15 protein-coding genes, 2 tRNA genes and 1 pseudogene are annotated in these 14,245 nt (G+C 61.0%); 9 read left to right on the plus strand and 9 right to left on the minus strand.

Translation table 11 applies throughout. From position 1 onward, the window contains the following. Nucleotides 1-229: hypothetical protein (locus tag LQK84_RS23930; RefSeq protein WP_230831313.1), on the plus strand; the 229-nt coding region annotated here is incomplete at its 5' end. 91 nt (nt 230-320) lie between these two features. Here LQK84_RS23930 and LQK84_RS23935 read toward each other — a convergent pair. From LQK84_RS23935 to LQK84_RS23965, 7 genes are all read right to left on the minus strand, one after another. Next, entirely contained in the window at nt 321-920 is a 600-nt protein-coding gene (locus tag LQK84_RS23935) for a GNAT family N-acetyltransferase (RefSeq protein ID WP_230831314.1), read from the minus strand. A 5-nt stretch (nt 921-925) separates the two neighbouring features. Further along, nucleotides 926-1,780: a 3-mercaptopyruvate sulfurtransferase gene (gene sseA, locus LQK84_RS23940; protein ID WP_230831315.1), complete on the minus strand. Its 855-nt coding sequence runs from the start codon at nt 1,778-1,780 to the stop codon at nt 926-928. Nucleotides 1,781-1,890: 110 nt separating this feature from the next. Further along, nucleotides 1,891-2,628 carry an alanyl-tRNA editing protein gene (locus LQK84_RS23945; protein ID WP_230831316.1) on the minus strand — a complete coding sequence of 246 codons (738 nt, stop codon included), beginning with the start codon at nt 2,626-2,628 and terminating at the stop codon, nt 1,891-1,893. 7 nt (nt 2,629-2,635) lie between these two features. Beyond that, nucleotides 2,636-3,676, minus strand: a complete 1,041-nt coding sequence (locus tag LQK84_RS23950) for a cysteine synthase A (protein WP_230831317.1) — start codon at nt 3,674-3,676, stop codon at nt 2,636-2,638. A 205-nt stretch (nt 3,677-3,881) separates the two neighbouring features. Continuing rightward, entirely contained in the window at nt 3,882-4,442 is a 561-nt protein-coding gene (locus LQK84_RS23955; protein WP_230831318.1) for a type 1 glutamine amidotransferase domain-containing protein, read from the minus strand. A gap of 204 nt (nt 4,443-4,646) precedes the next feature. Continuing rightward, nucleotides 4,647-6,095 (minus strand): cryptochrome/photolyase family protein, encoded by a 1,449-nt coding sequence (locus tag LQK84_RS23960; RefSeq protein ID WP_230831319.1) that lies wholly within the window; start codon nt 6,093-6,095, stop codon nt 4,647-4,649. Nucleotides 6,096-6,182: 87 nt separating this feature from the next. Further along, nucleotides 6,183-6,620, minus strand: coding sequence for an Lrp/AsnC family transcriptional regulator (locus LQK84_RS23965; protein ID WP_230831320.1), 438 nt, complete (start codon nt 6,618-6,620; stop codon nt 6,183-6,185). Between the two features lie 124 nt (nt 6,621-6,744). Here LQK84_RS23965 and rocF point away from each other — a divergent pair, with 124 nt between their 5' ends. The 4 genes from rocF to LQK84_RS23985 all read left to right on the plus strand — a co-directional run bounded on the left by rocF (nt 6,745) and on the right by LQK84_RS23985 (nt 9,929). Beyond that, nucleotides 6,745-7,674 carry an arginase gene (rocF, locus tag LQK84_RS23970; protein ID WP_230831321.1) on the plus strand — a complete coding sequence of 310 codons (930 nt, stop codon included), beginning with the start codon at nt 6,745-6,747 and terminating at the stop codon, nt 7,672-7,674. A gap of 28 nt (nt 7,675-7,702) precedes the next feature. After that, nucleotides 7,703-8,758, plus strand: a complete 1,056-nt coding sequence (locus tag LQK84_RS23975) for an ornithine cyclodeaminase (RefSeq protein WP_230831322.1) — start codon at nt 7,703-7,705, stop codon at nt 8,756-8,758. Between the two features lie 458 nt (nt 8,759-9,216). Further along, nucleotides 9,217-9,573 (plus strand): hypothetical protein, encoded by a 357-nt coding sequence (locus tag LQK84_RS23980; RefSeq protein WP_230831323.1) that lies wholly within the window; start codon nt 9,217-9,219, stop codon nt 9,571-9,573. A gap of 152 nt (nt 9,574-9,725) precedes the next feature. Continuing rightward, nucleotides 9,726-9,929, plus strand: a complete 204-nt coding sequence (locus LQK84_RS23985) for a hypothetical protein (protein WP_230831324.1) — start codon at nt 9,726-9,728, stop codon at nt 9,927-9,929. A gap of 231 nt (nt 9,930-10,160) precedes the next feature. Here the strand turns inward: LQK84_RS23985 and LQK84_RS23990 are convergent. Together LQK84_RS23990 and LQK84_RS23995 are read right to left on the minus strand one after the other, a co-directional pair. Beyond that, nucleotides 10,161-10,234 (minus strand) — tRNA-Cys (locus tag LQK84_RS23990). A gap of 114 nt (nt 10,235-10,348) precedes the next feature. After that, a pseudogene (locus tag LQK84_RS23995) lies at nt 10,349-10,555 on the minus strand (hypothetical protein); the annotation flags it as partial. A 257-nt stretch (nt 10,556-10,812) separates the two neighbouring features. Here LQK84_RS23995 and LQK84_RS24000 point away from each other — a divergent pair. The 4 genes from LQK84_RS24000 (at nt 10,813) to LQK84_RS24015 (ending at nt 14,239) form a co-directional block, all read left to right on the plus strand. Further along, nucleotides 10,813-10,887: transfer RNA gene (locus LQK84_RS24000), tRNA-Asn, on the plus strand. A 292-nt stretch (nt 10,888-11,179) separates the two neighbouring features. Then, entirely contained in the window at nt 11,180-11,851 is a 672-nt protein-coding gene (locus LQK84_RS24005) for a protein-L-isoaspartate O-methyltransferase family protein (protein WP_230831325.1), read from the plus strand. A gap of 165 nt (nt 11,852-12,016) precedes the next feature. Continuing rightward, complete coding sequence (locus tag LQK84_RS24010) at nt 12,017-13,399, plus strand: TolC family outer membrane protein (protein WP_230831326.1); 1,383 nt, start codon at nt 12,017-12,019, stop codon at nt 13,397-13,399. A gap of 144 nt (nt 13,400-13,543) precedes the next feature. Then, nucleotides 13,544-14,239, plus strand: coding sequence for a hypothetical protein (locus tag LQK84_RS24015; RefSeq protein ID WP_230831327.1), 696 nt, complete (start codon nt 13,544-13,546; stop codon nt 14,237-14,239). The last annotated feature ends 6 nt before the right edge of the window (nt 14,240-14,245 follow it).

Here is a 14,245-nt window from a genome sequence, read left to right on the forward strand (position 1 = left end):
AGCCGACAAAGAACAACCCAAAAGCCCGGAAAATCAACAACCGGGCTCGAAAAGCTGCGTCTTCAATCCTCAAAATCCCAACAAGTGCGAGTTATGCAATGGTCCCCTTGTGGGAGAGGATAGCCTGCCCCAAGAGCGACAAGCGATTGGCATAGCAGGCTTGGTGAGGGGTGAATTCCGGCGGTTCGAGGGGCTGACCCCTCACCGGCGATTTCTAACACTTAGCTGAAGCTAAGATGTTGAAATCGCTTCCTCTCCCACAGGAGGAGAGGACAAGGCTGCCGTGGTCGCGGCATAGGATTCCAAACCCGCCAAACCCCTTACTTCGCCGGAGCCTCCACCGGCAGCATGCCGCTGTCGCGTTTCGCCAGTTCCAGCATTTCCTCGTCGCTCAGCGGGCGCACCAGCGCGTCCGAGGTCGAGACGGGCGAGAAGCCGAACATCTGGTAGAGCTGCAGGGCGCGCGGGTGGTCGAGATTGTTCGTCGTGACCTTCAGCTTCTGCGGGTTCAGGTTCCAGGCGGCGCGAAGCGCCTGCAGGAGGAACCATTTGCCGACGCCGAGGCCGAGCGCGTGTTCCATCAGCCCGAAGTGACAGAGTTCGACGACCTCTTCGCTTTCGTGGCGCAGTTCATAGAAACCGGCCGGCGCGCCGTTGACATAAAGAATGCCGATATAGCTCGCCGCGCTGTGCAGCAGTGCTGCCAGCCGCTTGTCGGTCAGCCGCAGGCGGTCGACCCAGTGCCAGCGCGCGCCGACCTGCCGGTAGAGATAGCGGTAATAGGCCAGCGGAATGTTTTCCGCGCGCATGATCGCCGTGTGCAGGTTGGCCGGCACCGGCAATTGCGCCTTCGGCGGGGCCGTCATTTCGAGATAGGTGATATGGGCCTTGATGGCCTTCGGCTTCTTCGTGGCTGCCATCTTGCTCATTCCCGGCCCGTGACGATGGGCGTATCCGATTTGGAACCCCATTCCGACCAGGAGCCGTCATAAAGTGAATTGTCGTCGTGGCCAAGCGAGGTCAGCGCCAGCGTGATGACGGCGGCCGTCACGCCAGAGCCGCAGCTCGTGACCACGGGCTTCGAGAGATCGATCCCGGCCTTCTCGATCGTGTCCTTGATTTCGCTGAGCGACTTGAAGCGGCCTGCTTCGGAAAACACGCTGATTGGCAGGTTCTTCGCGCCCGGCATATGGCCGCCGCGCATGCCAGCGCGGGGTTCTGGCTCTTCGGCCGTGAAGCGGCCTGCGCCGCGCGCGTCGGCAATCTGCTTCGAGCCGGAGGCGACGATGTCCTTCATGGCATCGAATGTCGTGACCTTGTCGGCCTTGAAATTCGGCGTGAAGGTCGCAGGTGCGGGCTCCGGCAGGTCGGTTTCCAGCGGACGTCCGTCACGCTTCCAGCCATCGAGACCGCCATTGAGGACATAAACCTTCTCGGCGCCCATGAGGCGGAAGAGCCACCAGACACGCGGCGCGCTGAAAAAGCCCGGCCCATCATAAACGACGATCGTATCGCTTTCGGAGATGCCGAGCTTGCCGACTTCGGTTGCGAAGACGTCCGGCGAGGGGATGGAATGCGGCAGGCCGGTCGAATGATCGGCAATGGCATCCTGATCGAAGAAGACGGAACCCGGAATGTGACCGGCCGCATATTCTTCCGCGCCATTGCGGTTCTGCGCCGGCAGGTACCAGGCGGCATCGACGATCTTGAATTCGGGTGCGCCCAGCTGTTTTTCGACCCAGTCGGCTTCAACGACGAAGCGGCTCTTGTCAGCAGTCATTGTTGTTTTCCTCTGAGCCCTGTTCGGTGAAAGCTTTCACCTTTCAGGCTCTCGTTTCCTGTTGTCGCATTGTCCGACGCCAAAGCGGAACCGCTTTGGCTGGAAATGCTTTAAGAGGCATCACCGGGTGCGCCGAATCGAATTCGGAACCTTCGGTTTTCCTTACCCTTTTTCTCTATCTTCGCGATATGTATTGCGCCGACTTCCTGCGTCTCGGAGACATGCGTGCCGCCGCAGGGCTGGCTGTCCACAGCGGAGTTCTCGCCGATGCAGACCAGACTGACGCGACCGAGGCCCATCGGCGGCCGGACATTCTTCGATTTGACGATGCCGGGATTGGCGGCCAGATCTTTATCCGTAATCCATTGCAGGAAGATGGGGTGATTGGCGTTGACCAGCTCCATGAGCTTTGCCGTCACCTCGTCCTTGTCGATCGTCTCGCTCATGTCGAAATCGACGCGGGAATCATCCTCGCTCACCGCAGCACCCGTGATCGGATAGGGGCAGACGACCGAAAGGAGATGGCAAGCCGTGTGCATGCGCATCAGCTTGTAGCGGCGCGGCCAGTCGATGTGCAGAACCAGCTTTTCGCCGACCTCCGGGCGCGGCTCGCCTTCGAGCGAGCGGTGCAGGATGATGTCCTTCGTCTCGCCCGTCACCGTCACGCCAAGTGCAATGCGGCTGCCATCGGCGCGTTCGAGAAAGCCGGTATCGCCCGGCTGGCCGCCCGAAGTGGCGTAGAAACAGGTCTGATCGAGTTCTATAGACCCGTCGTCATGCACAGCGGTGACAGTTGCTTCGCAGGTCGAAAGATAGAAATCGTCGCGAAACAACAGTCTGGTGGGCATTCAAACTTCAGTCCACGGGCTGGTAAGGAACCCGGATATCGGGATTCGTGAGCAACCATTGTGGCACGGGCAGGCCCTTTTCTTCAAGGAATGAAGGATTGAAAAGTTTTGACTGGTAGCGGTTGCCGTAATCGCAGAGGATTGTCACCACGGTGTGACCGGGGCCGAGGTCCCTGGCAAGGCGGATGGCGCCGGCAATGTTGATGCCTGAGGAGCCGCCGAGGCAGAGGCCTTCTTCTTCCACCAGATCGAAGACGATCGGCAGCGCCTCGCTATCGGGGATGCGATAGGAGAAGTCCGGCGTGAAGCCTTCGAGGTTCGCCGTGATGCGGCCCTGGCCGATGCCTTCGGTGATGGAGGAGCCGGGCGCGGCGAATTCGCCGGTCGTGTAATATTGATAGAGGGCAGCGCCTTCCGGGTCGGCAAGGCCGATCTTGATGTCCTTGTTGAAGCCGCGCAGACCCATGGCGGTGCCGGCCAGCGTGCCGCCCGAACCGACGGCGCAGATGAAGCCATCAACCTTGCCATTCGTCGCTTCCCAGATTTCAGGCGCGGTGGTGGCGATATGGGCGTCGCGATTGGCGACATTGTCGAACTGGTTGGCCCAGATCGCGCCATTCTGCTCGGTCTTTGCCAGTTGTTCTGCCAGACGGCCGGAGAGTTTCACATAGTTGTTCGGGTTCTTGTAGGGAACGGCCGGGACCTCGACGAGTTCGGCGCCAAGAAGGCGCAGCGCGTCCTTCTTTTCCTGGCTCTGTGTTTCGGGGATGACGATGACCGTGCGGTAGCCGAGCGCCTTGGCGACCATGGTGAGGCCAATGCCGGTATTTCCGGCCGTGCCTTCGACGATCACGCCGCCGGGCTTCAGCAGGCCCTTCTTCTCGGCATCGCGGATGATGTAGAGCGCGGCGCGGTCCTTCACCGACTGGCCGGGGTTCAAAAACTCCGCCTTGCCGAGAATGGTGCAGCCCGTCAGTTCCGAGGCCTTTTTCAGCTTGATCAGCGGCGTATTGCCGATGGCTTCGTTGACGGAGGGGAACTGGGACATGGCAACGACCTTCTCATTCTCGCAGTCTTTGAAATTGCCGCGAGTTTTGTCTGCGAAAAGGGCATTTCGCAAGGCAATCGTTTTCGTTTTTGTGTGCGAAAGGCGAAGGTTTGTTCCGCTTTGAACTTTTGTCGGCTTTCGCCGCGATCACGAAAAGTGCCGGCGGACGACCGCAGCCGCCCGCCAGCACTTGGAGCCGGGCATGTTAGGCCGCGTAGCGCTCGTGGCGGCCCTCGCCGATTTCCTCGATGATCTTCGCCACGAAGGCGTCCAGATCCTTCGGTGAACGGCTGGTGATGATGCCTTCGTCGGTCGCCACATCGACATCGCTCCAGCGGGCACCGGCATTGATCATGTCGGTCTTGATGGAGTGATAGGAGGTTGCTTCACGGCCCTTGATGATACCGGCCTCGATCAGCAGCCACGGGGCGTGGCAGATCGCGGCAATCACCTTGCCGCTTTTTGTGAACTGCTGGATCAGCGTGACGGCTTCTCCAACCGTGCGGAGAATATCGGGATTCATCTGACCACCCGGCAGGACGAGTGCATCGTAGTTGTCGATCCTGGCGTCAGCGATCTTGAGATCGGCATTGACGCTATCGCCCCAGTCCTTGTCCTTCCAGCCCTTGATGGCCTGGCCGTCAGGTGTTGCGACATGCACGGTCGCGCCGGCCTGCTTGAGCTTCTCCAGCGGCACCATCAGTTCCGACTGCTCGAAACCGTTGGTGGACATGATGAGGATCTTTGCGTTGTTGATGGAAGGCATGGCTTCCTCCGTCTTGCTTGTGAGCGAATGGGCGAAACAGGTGCTGCCGAGTGCAGCAGCCTGCTTGTCAAACGGCTCATTGGTGGAGGTTGTTCCAAGAAAGTCTGGCATTTGTCGGGAGCAAATGGATCAACGCGCCGCGACTACGGCCGCAAGCAGGCTTCTATTTATCCGGCTAATTATTGACTAGGGAGGCGATCGAAGTCAGTCCGAACCTTTGATCGCATCATAGGCGGACAGAGCCCGGGCGCGGGCGTGGGCATGATCGACGAGAGGCTTCGGGTAGGTAAAGCCCAGCCGGATTTCCGCCTTGTCGAGTGCTGCCTTGCTCGCCTCGAAAGGCTTGTGGATCGCATCATTGCCCAACCGGCTGATTTCCGGAACGTAGCGGCGGATATACTCGCCCTGCGGATCGAATTTCTCGCCCTGAAGGGTCGGATTGAAGATGCGGAAGTAAGGGGCGGCATCGGCGCCGGAGCCGGCGACCCATTGCCAGCTGGCGGCGTTGGAGGCGGGGTCGGCATCGACCAGCGTGTCGCGGAACCATTGTTCGCCATGCCGCCAGTCGATCATCAGGTCCTTGATGAGGAAGGACGCGGCAATCATGCGGACGCGATTGTGCATCCAACCGGTCTTCCAGAGTTCGCGCATGCCGGCATCGACGACCGGATAGCCGGTGATGCCTCGCGTCCAGGCACGGAAGGCGCGATCGTCGAAGGACCAGCCGAAGTCGGCAAAGCGCGGATTGAATTCCTTCTCCGCCAGATCGGGATAGTGAAACAGCAGGTGCCAGGAGAATTCGCGCCAGGCAAGCTCCTTGAGGAAATGGACTGTGTCTTCGGTCGGATGGCCTTTTTCGTCCTCCTTCACCGCGTGCCAGATCTGCAGCGGCGAGATTTCGCCAAGTGCCAGGTGGGGCGAGAGACGCGACGTGTTCTTTCCGCCCGGAAGGTCGCGCTGGGTGCGATAGCCGCGCATCGCCTCCTCAAGAAAGAAGAGCAACGCCACCTTGCCACCCTGTTCGCCGGGGATCCATGCGTTCATGAAGGATGCGGCCCAGTTCGGTCTGGTGGGCAGAAGCTTCCAGTCGTCCAGCGCCTCGCTGTCGGGAAAATGCTCCGGTGCTGGAATTTTTGAAGGTGGGGGCAGGGGCTCGCCAAAGCTTTCCGTAGCGGAGAAGGCCTTCCAGAAGGGCGTATAGACCCGGTAGGGGCCGCCCGCGCCTGTGAGCAGCTTGGACGGTTCGTGGAGCAGGTTGGCGGCAAAGCTTTTCGCCTCCAGCCCGTGCGCTTTCGCCCAGGTCTTCAGCGCGGCATCGGTCTCGCGACCCTTGAGATGATAGCGCCGGTTCCAGTAGATCGCGGTCGCGCCGGTCTCCCTGACGATCTTCCCGACGATCTCGTTCTGACTGCCGGTGCGCAGAATGATCCGGTTGCCGCGACTTTCGCAGGCCTTCATATGCCGCGTCAGCGAGTGATGCAGCCACCAGCGCTGCGCGGCGCCAAGCGCGCCTGCATCCGGGTCGTCGGTCTCCCGGATATAGAGAAGAATGACCGGGCCTCCGCGCTTCACGGCCTCCGCCAAGGCCGGATTGTCGGCAAGGCGCAGGTCTCGGCGGATGAGAACGAGTGTCGGAGTGCTTGTCTTGGTCATTCGAATGCCGCTTCACGGAATGTATCTGTCAGAACCGCATACGGCTGCGATGGCCGAGCAGATCAGGCTCTGTCGTCGCAGTTCAGGTCAAAGCCGCGCGCTGGTGCTCTTCGGCGTCGAGAGCAGGATGTTCGTTTCGGATGAGACGATGCCGGGGATGCGGCGGATGCGGTGGAGAATGGCGTCGAATTCGGTCAGGCTGTTGCCGGCGACTTCGGCGATGAAGTCCCATTTGCCGTTGGTGTTGTGCAGTGCCGTGACCTCCGGATAGCCGCCGAGTGCCAGCGCGACGCGTTCGCCGGCGCGGCCCTCGACCTCGATCAGCATGATGCCGCGCACCGGCGCGTTGAAGGCATCGGCGCGCAGAACCACCGTGTAGCCGACGATGTCGCCGGATTGCTCGAGCTTTTCGATCCGCGCGCGGACGGTGGCGCGCGACAGCCCGGTTTCCTGCGCGAGGTCGGAGATCGAACGGCGGCCGTTCTGGCGCAGTTGCGTGATCAGCCTGTAATCATACTCATCCATCTTCATGTCCAAACTGTCACATTGACTGTCCATAATGATAAACCGGATTGGCTAAATTGCCAATTTGGTTTGTTCATATCGCCGGAAATCACCTCTAGAGTTTGACAAGGATCAGGAGAGCAGCATGGACCAGCAGAAACTCATCGTCATCGGGACTCCCGTGCAGGAGGGGACGGGCCGGCCCGGATGCAACATGGGACCCGACGCGTTTCGGGCGGCAGGCCTCATCCAGGCCTTTGCCGAGCTTGGCCATGAGGTCGAGGATCGCGGCAATCTCGTGCGCCGGGGCGGCGAGGGCGCGCATCACACCAATCCTGTTCTCAAGTTTCTCCCCGAATTCGTCGGCTGGACCGAGGCGATCCGCGATGCGGTGATGGCGGCGCGGGACGAGGGCGTGCCGGTCGTCATCGGCGGTGATCATAGCCTCGCCGCAGGATCACTCACCGGCAACTCCGCCCATGCGGGCCAGAATGGCCGGCCCTTCTTCGTGCTCTGGCTCGATGCGCATCCGGATTTCCATACGCTGGAGACGACCACGAGCGGCAATCTGCATGGCGTGCCGATGGCCTATGCCTGCGGACTGGGCGGATTTGACGGCGCGCTTGAGCGCCCGGCCTATCCGGTCGATCCGAAGAATATCTGCATGATGGGCATTCGCAGCGTCGATCCGGCCGAGCGGGTGGCGCTCGCCGCCCATGGCGTCACGGTCTGCGACATGCGGATGATCGACGAAGTGGGTGTCGTGCCGCTGCTCAAACGTTTCCTCGACAGGGTGAAGGCGGCCGGCGGCGATCTCCATGTCAGCCTCGATGTCGACTTCCTTGATCCGACGATTGCGCCGGGCGTCGGCACCACCGTTCCCGGTGGCGCGACCTTCCGCGAAGCGCATCTGATCATGGAAATCGTCTCGGATAGCGGCCTCGTCACTAGCCTCGATCTCGTTGAGCTCAATCCGTTCCTGGATGAGCGCGGCCGCACCGCGATCCTGATGACCGATCTGGCGGCGAGCCTGATGGGCAAGCGCGTGATGGACCGGCCGTCCCACACATATTGAATGAAAATAAAAACCACAGAGGTGAACCATGCAGGAAAAACTCAACATCGTGCCCTTCGTCAGCGTCGACAACATGATGAAGCTCGTCCACCGCATCGGGGTGGAGACGTTCCTGATCGAGCTTGCGGGGGAGATCGAGAAGGATTTCCGGCGCTGGGAGAGCTTCGACAAGGTGGCGCGCATTCCGGCTCACAGCCAGGAGGGCGTCATCGAACTGATGCCGACGACGGATGGCGAGGTCTACGGGTTCAAATATGTCAACGGCCATCCGAAGAACACGCGGGCCGGTCGCCAGACGGTGACTGCCTTTGGCCTGCTCGCCGACATGGCAACGGGCTATCCGCTGATGCTCTCCGAGATGACGATGCTGACGGCGCTGCGCACGGCGGCGATGTCGGCGCTGGCCGCAAAATATCTGGCGCGCAAGGATGCACGGACCATGGCGATCATCGGCAATGGCGCGCAATCGGAATTCCAGGCGCTCGCCTTCAAGGCGCTGCTCGGCATCGACAGGGTCCGTCTCTATGACATCGAGCGGTCTGCCAGCGCGAAATGCGCGCGCAATCTTGCCGGATCCGGGATCGACTGCGTGATCTGCGCCTCGGCAGAAGAGGCGGTCATGGGCGCGGATATCGTGACGACCGTGACGGCCGACAAGCTGAATGCGACGATCCTCACCGACAACATGATCGGCCCCGGCATTCACATCAACGCGGTTGGCGGTGACAGCCCGGGCAAGACGGAGCTGCATGCCGACATCCTTCACCGCGCCTCCATCTTCGTCGAATATCCGCCGCAGACGCGCATCGAGGGCGAAATCCAGCAGCTGGCGGCGGATCATCCGGTCATCGAGCTCTGGAGCGTGATGGCGGGCAGGGCAGAGGGACGGCAGGGGCGCGACGAGATCACGCTGTTCGATTCAGTCGGCTTTGCGGTCGAGGATTTTTCGGCGCTGCGCTACGTTCGCGCCAAGCTGGTCGAGACCGGACTTTACGAAGAGCTGGACCTGCTTGCCGACCCGGATGAACCGCGCGATCTCTTCGGCATGCTGATGCGGGCCAAGATGCCGCGCGTCGCCGCCTGATGAAATTTTTCTTCGGGTTCTGGTGAAACTCACGCATTTTTGATTTGCTACGGTCACCTTATTATACGATAAAGCGGTCGGGAACTTATGTTCCTGGACAAACTAGTCGGTGCCCTAACCTCCAGTCGGGCCGCCGACTTCTGTCTTCCGGAAGTAGGGCGAAAACCCGGGGTCCTTCCGGAACGAGCCGGGGTTTTCAACCACCCCGGCTCTGCTTTGCGGGCTCTTCGCGACTCATCGCTCGGACGATGACGGAGCTTGCGGTGATGAGCCGCCGCGAGCGTTGCATCGAGGGTTGCGGACATTTCACCGGCGCCACGCCGAGGAACACTGGCATCGTCTTGCGCGCCGAAATGCACATTCTCCGAATCTCAAAACGCGAGCGGTTCCCTGTCGTCGTTCTGGCACTTCGTTCCAATGCGTGGTAGCAGCGTCGTGGTCCTCACGATGGAATGCGGATGCAGCTGATACCGGTGCGCAAATATCTGGTCTTGATCCTGGCACTCCTGTGTCTGGGGTTTGCGCCTTATCATTTCGTAACGCCCTATATCGTTGAACCGGGCACCCCCAGCCTTGCAAAGGCGATGCCCGATGCAAGAATTGCATTGCCCTCGCATCGCGCCGTCGTTCAGGCGCTCGTCTCGACACGGGACCCGCTCCCGCCGTCCGCAGGCGGTTCGATTGTCGCCGTCCTGCCGGCACTTGCCGGGCTTGCGCCTTTCGGCCTCAACCGCCTGTTTTCAGTCGAGACGGCCGACGGTGTTTCCTCCGTTGAGCCGGAATACCAGCGGGCCCGTTCGCCCCCGGTTTCCTGACCCTTCATTGTTCACGAGCGCCTCATCGCGCTCCACGGAAGGATTGTCCCTTGGCTTTGCAAGGGGCAGGCGCGCTTGCGCGCCTTCAAGGAATGGATTTTCTCATGAAACGAACTGGTCTCACGATAGGGAGCCTATTCGGTATTGTCTCGGTGACCACACTGATCGCCGTCGAACTTCTCAGCGCGGTCGGCGCCTTTGCATGGGCCTTGTCCGGCCTGTTCAACCTCAACACGATCGCCTCCTACATCCTCGCCGTCATCGTCGGCATCCCATCGCTCGGTCTGGTCGTGAAGGTCGCCCGACTTGCGATCGAGAGCGAGCACGCCATGCGGCGGGAAAGCAGGGAAGGATAGCTATGGCAGACCACGCCGCCGCGCCAGCTTCAACGCTGGGGCCGCGGCGTTTTCAGTGGCGGAGGATGATGACGGCCCGATTCTGCCACGAGGGGCGAGCGATCAATTGATAGAAGACGCCGAGCTACTTCACCAAACCTGCAAAAGCGCTCGGCGCGACGGAAACGCAATCCGCTGAACCCGATATTCATCAGGTGCATTGAATTGTCGAATGGAGTGATTGGAATTTTTTGGAGGCCTCGCCCGGAATTGAACCGGGGTACAAGGATTTGCAGTCCTCTGCGTCACCACTCCGCCACGAGGCCTCACTGCACCGGTTTTTTCCTCAGGAGGAAAAGGCATTCACTGGTGCCCGCCGTGGGAACCCGTCCCGCGACGAGGGGCGATTTAGAATGAATATAGACGGACTGCAAGAGGTTTTATCGTCCGTCTTCGGCTTTTTCTCTGCGCCGCCGCGCCAAGTTCACCGCCATGCGTCGGCGCCAGCGGCGGGCAAGCGGAATGTCCTGCGAAAGAATCAGGAAGCCGAGCGGGATCATCCAGAAGCCGAGCACGGGAAGGAAGCCGAGAAAGCCGCCAAATATGAAGGCTACACCCAGACCGATGCGCGCGCCGCGGGCCCGGGGGAGGCGAAACTTGCGGTTTGCCACCTCGATCTCGCCATTTGCTATCTGGAAATATGCCATATCGCCTTTCAGATTCCTTTTTTCCGCCGGTGGGTGCGGCAGCCGTTCGTCTATCCACAGCCTGAAGCTATCTTTTCCTTCACCACAAATCGGTTGTTTTCCGGGCCTTTCAAGATTTTCATGACGATTTTTCAAAAAACCGCTTGGCAAATCGGAAAAGCGTTTGTATTACGCCGCCAACCGCCGCAAGGCGATGATCCCTGGTAGCTCAGCGGTAGAGCATTCGACTGTTAATCGACAGGTCGCCGGTTCGAATCCGGCCCGGGGAGCCATATTTGGTGCTGGCACACGTTGCTGCACAACTTCACGATGCCCCGGCACGTCCCTGACGGCCGGGGTTTTTCTTTGTGATCTCCGAAGCCTTGTCGTTCTCTCCGATCCCTTGTCGTCGGCTGCTCTTTGCCTCTATCCTGTGCATGGCTGCAACGGCTGCCCGATTTTTCCCGCAATTGCTCAGAGCGCGCTTGAAAGCGTCATCGGCCACGGTTAAAGACCGTTAGGAAACGCCCGAAAATCCGCCGCCGTCCTGTCAGCGGATTGTCAGACGGAACAGGGACATAGCTTATGATCGACTTTGAATCTGCGCGCGCCCGGATGGTGGACAACCAGCTGCGCACGACCGATGTAACCTCTCACTCGCTTCTTTCGGCCTTCCTGACGGTGCCGCGCGAGGCTTTTGTTCCCGAAAAGCTGGCAGCGCTTGCCTATATCGACAGCGACCTCGAAATCGCTCCGGCCGCTGACGGCCTGGCGCCGCGATTCGTCATGGAACCGTCGCCGCTTGCCAAGCTGCTGCAGGCTGCCGAGATCGGCCCGGACGACAGCGTGCTCGACGTCGGCGCCGGCACCGGCTACGCCTCGGCGGTCACCTCGCTGGTCGCAAAGTCGGTTGTCGCGCTGGAATCGGATGAAAATCTGGTATCGCGCGCCACCGTGGTGCTGGCCGAGCAGGGCTTCGACAACGTATCCGTCGTCAAGGGTGCCCTCGAGAAGGGCTATGCCAGCGAAGCACCGTTCGACATCATTTTCCTGAATGGCGCCGTGGAAGTTGTTCCGGATGCGCTTTTCGACCAGCTGCGTGACGGTGGCCGTCTGGTGGCTGTGGTAGGCTATGGCAATGCCTCGACGGCACAGGTCTATGTTCGTGAAGGTGCTTCGGTTTCCAAGCGCTTCGCGTTCAACACCTCGGTCAAGCCGCTGCCCGGTTTCCGCAAGGTCGCTGAATTCGTGTTCTGAGAACGAAATGTAGCCATCCGGGAGTGTTGCCCTGGGGTAACACGATCCCGGATTGCATAGCCTGACGGGCCTTTGGGCTTGAAGACAGGCTTCGACATGTTGAATTGCGTATGTCTAAATTATCGTCGCGCCTTTGAAGTTCGGCGTTCACTCGGGAGAATATCCGTGATTAGTTTCCGTAGGACGCTTCTTGCAGCGGTCGCCGTTCCGGCCTTGTTGGTTGCCACGCTGTCGGCCCAGGCCGAGACGATCCAGGGCGCCATGGCCAAGGCCTACGCGAACAATCCGGATGTGAATGCCGCGCGCGCCAGCCTGCGCGCCACCGACGAGAATGTGACGATCGCCAAGGCCGCTTACCGTCCGCAGATCGGTATTACCGCTGCGCATACGAATGCGGGCGCCTATGGCATCAACAACGTGGCCGGCGCTGATCGATATTCGCAGCAGGATACCATTTCGCTGACCGTAACGCAGCAGATCTTTGATGGCTTCCAGGGGCTGAACCGTATCAACGCGGCGGAATCCGGCGTTTACGCGACCCGTGAGCAGGTTCGCGGCACGGAAATGCAGATCCTCTATGCGGCTGTTCAGGCTTATGCCAACATTGCGCTCTACAAGGACTTTGTTTCGATCCGCAAGCAGAACCTCGGCTTCCTCAACGAACAGGTGAAGGCCGCCAATGCCCGTCTGCAGGTGGGTGAGGGCACCAAGACCGATGTCAGCCAGGCGCAGGCGCAGCTTGCCGCCGCCCAGGCGCAGCTTGCCGCGGCCGTTGCCCAGCAGAAGATTGCCGAAGCAACCTACATGCAGATCGTCGGCGAGGAGCCGAAGGGGATTTCGCTGCCGGCCGCTGCCAAGCGCGGCATGCCGGCCACGCTCGACAAGGCGGTTTCGCTGGGTCTGCAGCAGCATCCCTCGATCCTGGCGGCCCAGCATGTGGCTGATTCCTCCGGCTATCAGGTGAAGTCTGCCGAAGGTGCGCTTCTCCCGGGTGTCGCCGTCCAGGCCGGCGTCGGGCGTACGTTCGTCAATCCGGCCGGTGGATCGTCAGCCCCAGCCAACTCGGCAAGCGTCACCGCGCAGCTGACCATCCCGCTCTACAAGGGCGGTGCGGAATATGGCGCGGTGCGTCAGGCCAAGGAAACGATGGGCGCGAACCAGATCAAGGTGGATTCGGCCCGTCTTTCGGTGCGCCAGTCCATCGTCTCGGCCTATGCGCAGATGCAGGCCGCCAGCGCCGCGATCACCGCGAACAAGCAGGCCGTGTCGGCCTCCAACCTTGCCCTTTCGGGCGTCATCGAAGAGCGCAATGTCGGTCAGGCGACCACGCTCGACGTGCTCAACTCGCAGCAGACGGTTCTGACAGCCAAGCTCAACCTTGCCCAGGCGCAGCACGATCTCGTCGTGGCAAGCTACGGCGTCCTCGCTGCCTCCGGCCAGCTGACTGTGCAGACCCAAGGCCTGCAGGTTGCGGAGTACAAGCCGGAAGAGCATTACGAGGCGGTCAAGGACGCCTGGATCGGTCTCAGGACTGTGGACGGCAACTGAGCCGTCCCCTCTTTTCGTTGTTTCATCGGTCAATTGGCGTAACCTTCGCGCGAACGTTTGGTTTGCAGTACGGGATTCGCAATGGCTCGATTTCTTCTCACGACGGTGATGTTGGCGGGTGTCGCTACAGCTCTGTCCGGATGCATGACGACAGCCTTTGCTCCGACCTCGGCTGACGTTCAGGCCTATGCGATCAAGTCCGTTTCGATGTCCGGCGTGGCACCACAGGCCGTTTCCGAGGCCGTGAGCGCCGATCTTGTCACCGCCATTCGGTCGGCTCCGTCGAAGTCCGGTGCCTCACCGGTTCAGATGTCGGTCCTCATTTCCGGGTTCTCCGGCGGCAAGGTCGCCACTGGCTACAAGTCCGGCGCCGATGTCACGGTGACGCTGAAGCCGACCTCCGGCGGCAAGATGGTGCAGACCGCCTCCTTCCACGAAGATGCGGTCTCCGTCGATGAGGCGCATGCTTCGAGCCAGCTGGCCACCGGCATTGCCGCGCGCGTCCGCCGGAATTTCAATCTCCCGACCTCGCAGGCTGCACTGGCTTCGAATGGAGCGCGCGCTGCGGGTGAACACACCAAGAAGGCGCCCGCATCAAAGCCTGCCGCCTCGGAGAAGGCGGCCGTCGATCCGGCGCTTTCGAATGATGCGCTGGACACGCTGATGCGCGCAGCAGCCGGGACGGATGCGCCCCAGGATCAGGTGAAGCAGGATCAGACGAAGACGGGCAGCGTGCCGGGCCAGACGCTTCCCGTGCCGGACGAGGCCTGCACGGGCGAGTCGCTTGCGTCATGCCCGCAGGGCGCGCTGCTCTCGGGCGATTTCAGCCTGCGCAAATAGGCGGCG

The organism is Rhizobium sp. C4 (genome assembly GCF_021026315.1).
In the GTDB taxonomy this organism is placed as follows: Bacteria; Pseudomonadota; Alphaproteobacteria; order Rhizobiales; family Rhizobiaceae; genus Ensifer_A.

Excerpts from the sequence above, each read along its gene's own strand:
- LQK84_RS24015 (WP_230831327.1), top strand. The coding sequence starts at position 13,544 with ATGACGACAGCCTTTGCTCCGACCTCGGCTGACGTTCAGGCCTATGCG.
- LQK84_RS23965 (WP_230831320.1), bottom strand. The coding sequence starts at position 6,620 with ATGGATGAGTATGATTACAGGCTGATCACGCAACTGCGCCAGAACGGC.
- sseA (WP_230831315.1), bottom strand. The coding sequence starts at position 1,780 with ATGACTGCTGACAAGAGCCGCTTCGTCGTTGAAGCCGACTGGGTCGAA.
- LQK84_RS23935 (WP_230831314.1), bottom strand. The coding sequence starts at position 920 with ATGGCAGCCACGAAGAAGCCGAAGGCCATCAAGGCCCATATCACCTAT.
- LQK84_RS23975 (WP_230831322.1), top strand. The coding sequence starts at position 7,703 with ATGCAGGAAAAACTCAACATCGTGCCCTTCGTCAGCGTCGACAACATG.
- LQK84_RS23980 (WP_230831323.1), top strand. The coding sequence starts at position 9,217 with ATGCAGCTGATACCGGTGCGCAAATATCTGGTCTTGATCCTGGCACTC.
- rocF (WP_230831321.1), top strand. The coding sequence starts at position 6,745 with ATGGACCAGCAGAAACTCATCGTCATCGGGACTCCCGTGCAGGAGGGG.
- LQK84_RS24005 (WP_230831325.1), top strand. The coding sequence starts at position 11,180 with ATGATCGACTTTGAATCTGCGCGCGCCCGGATGGTGGACAACCAGCTG.
- LQK84_RS23955 (WP_230831318.1), bottom strand. The coding sequence starts at position 4,442 with ATGCCTTCCATCAACAACGCAAAGATCCTCATCATGTCCACCAACGGT.
- LQK84_RS23945 (WP_230831316.1), bottom strand. The coding sequence starts at position 2,628 with ATGCCCACCAGACTGTTGTTTCGCGACGATTTCTATCTTTCGACCTGC.
- LQK84_RS23960 (WP_230831319.1), bottom strand. The coding sequence starts at position 6,095 with ATGACCAAGACAAGCACTCCGACACTCGTTCTCATCCGCCGAGACCTG.
- LQK84_RS23950 (WP_230831317.1), bottom strand. The coding sequence starts at position 3,676 with ATGTCCCAGTTCCCCTCCGTCAACGAAGCCATCGGCAATACGCCGCTG.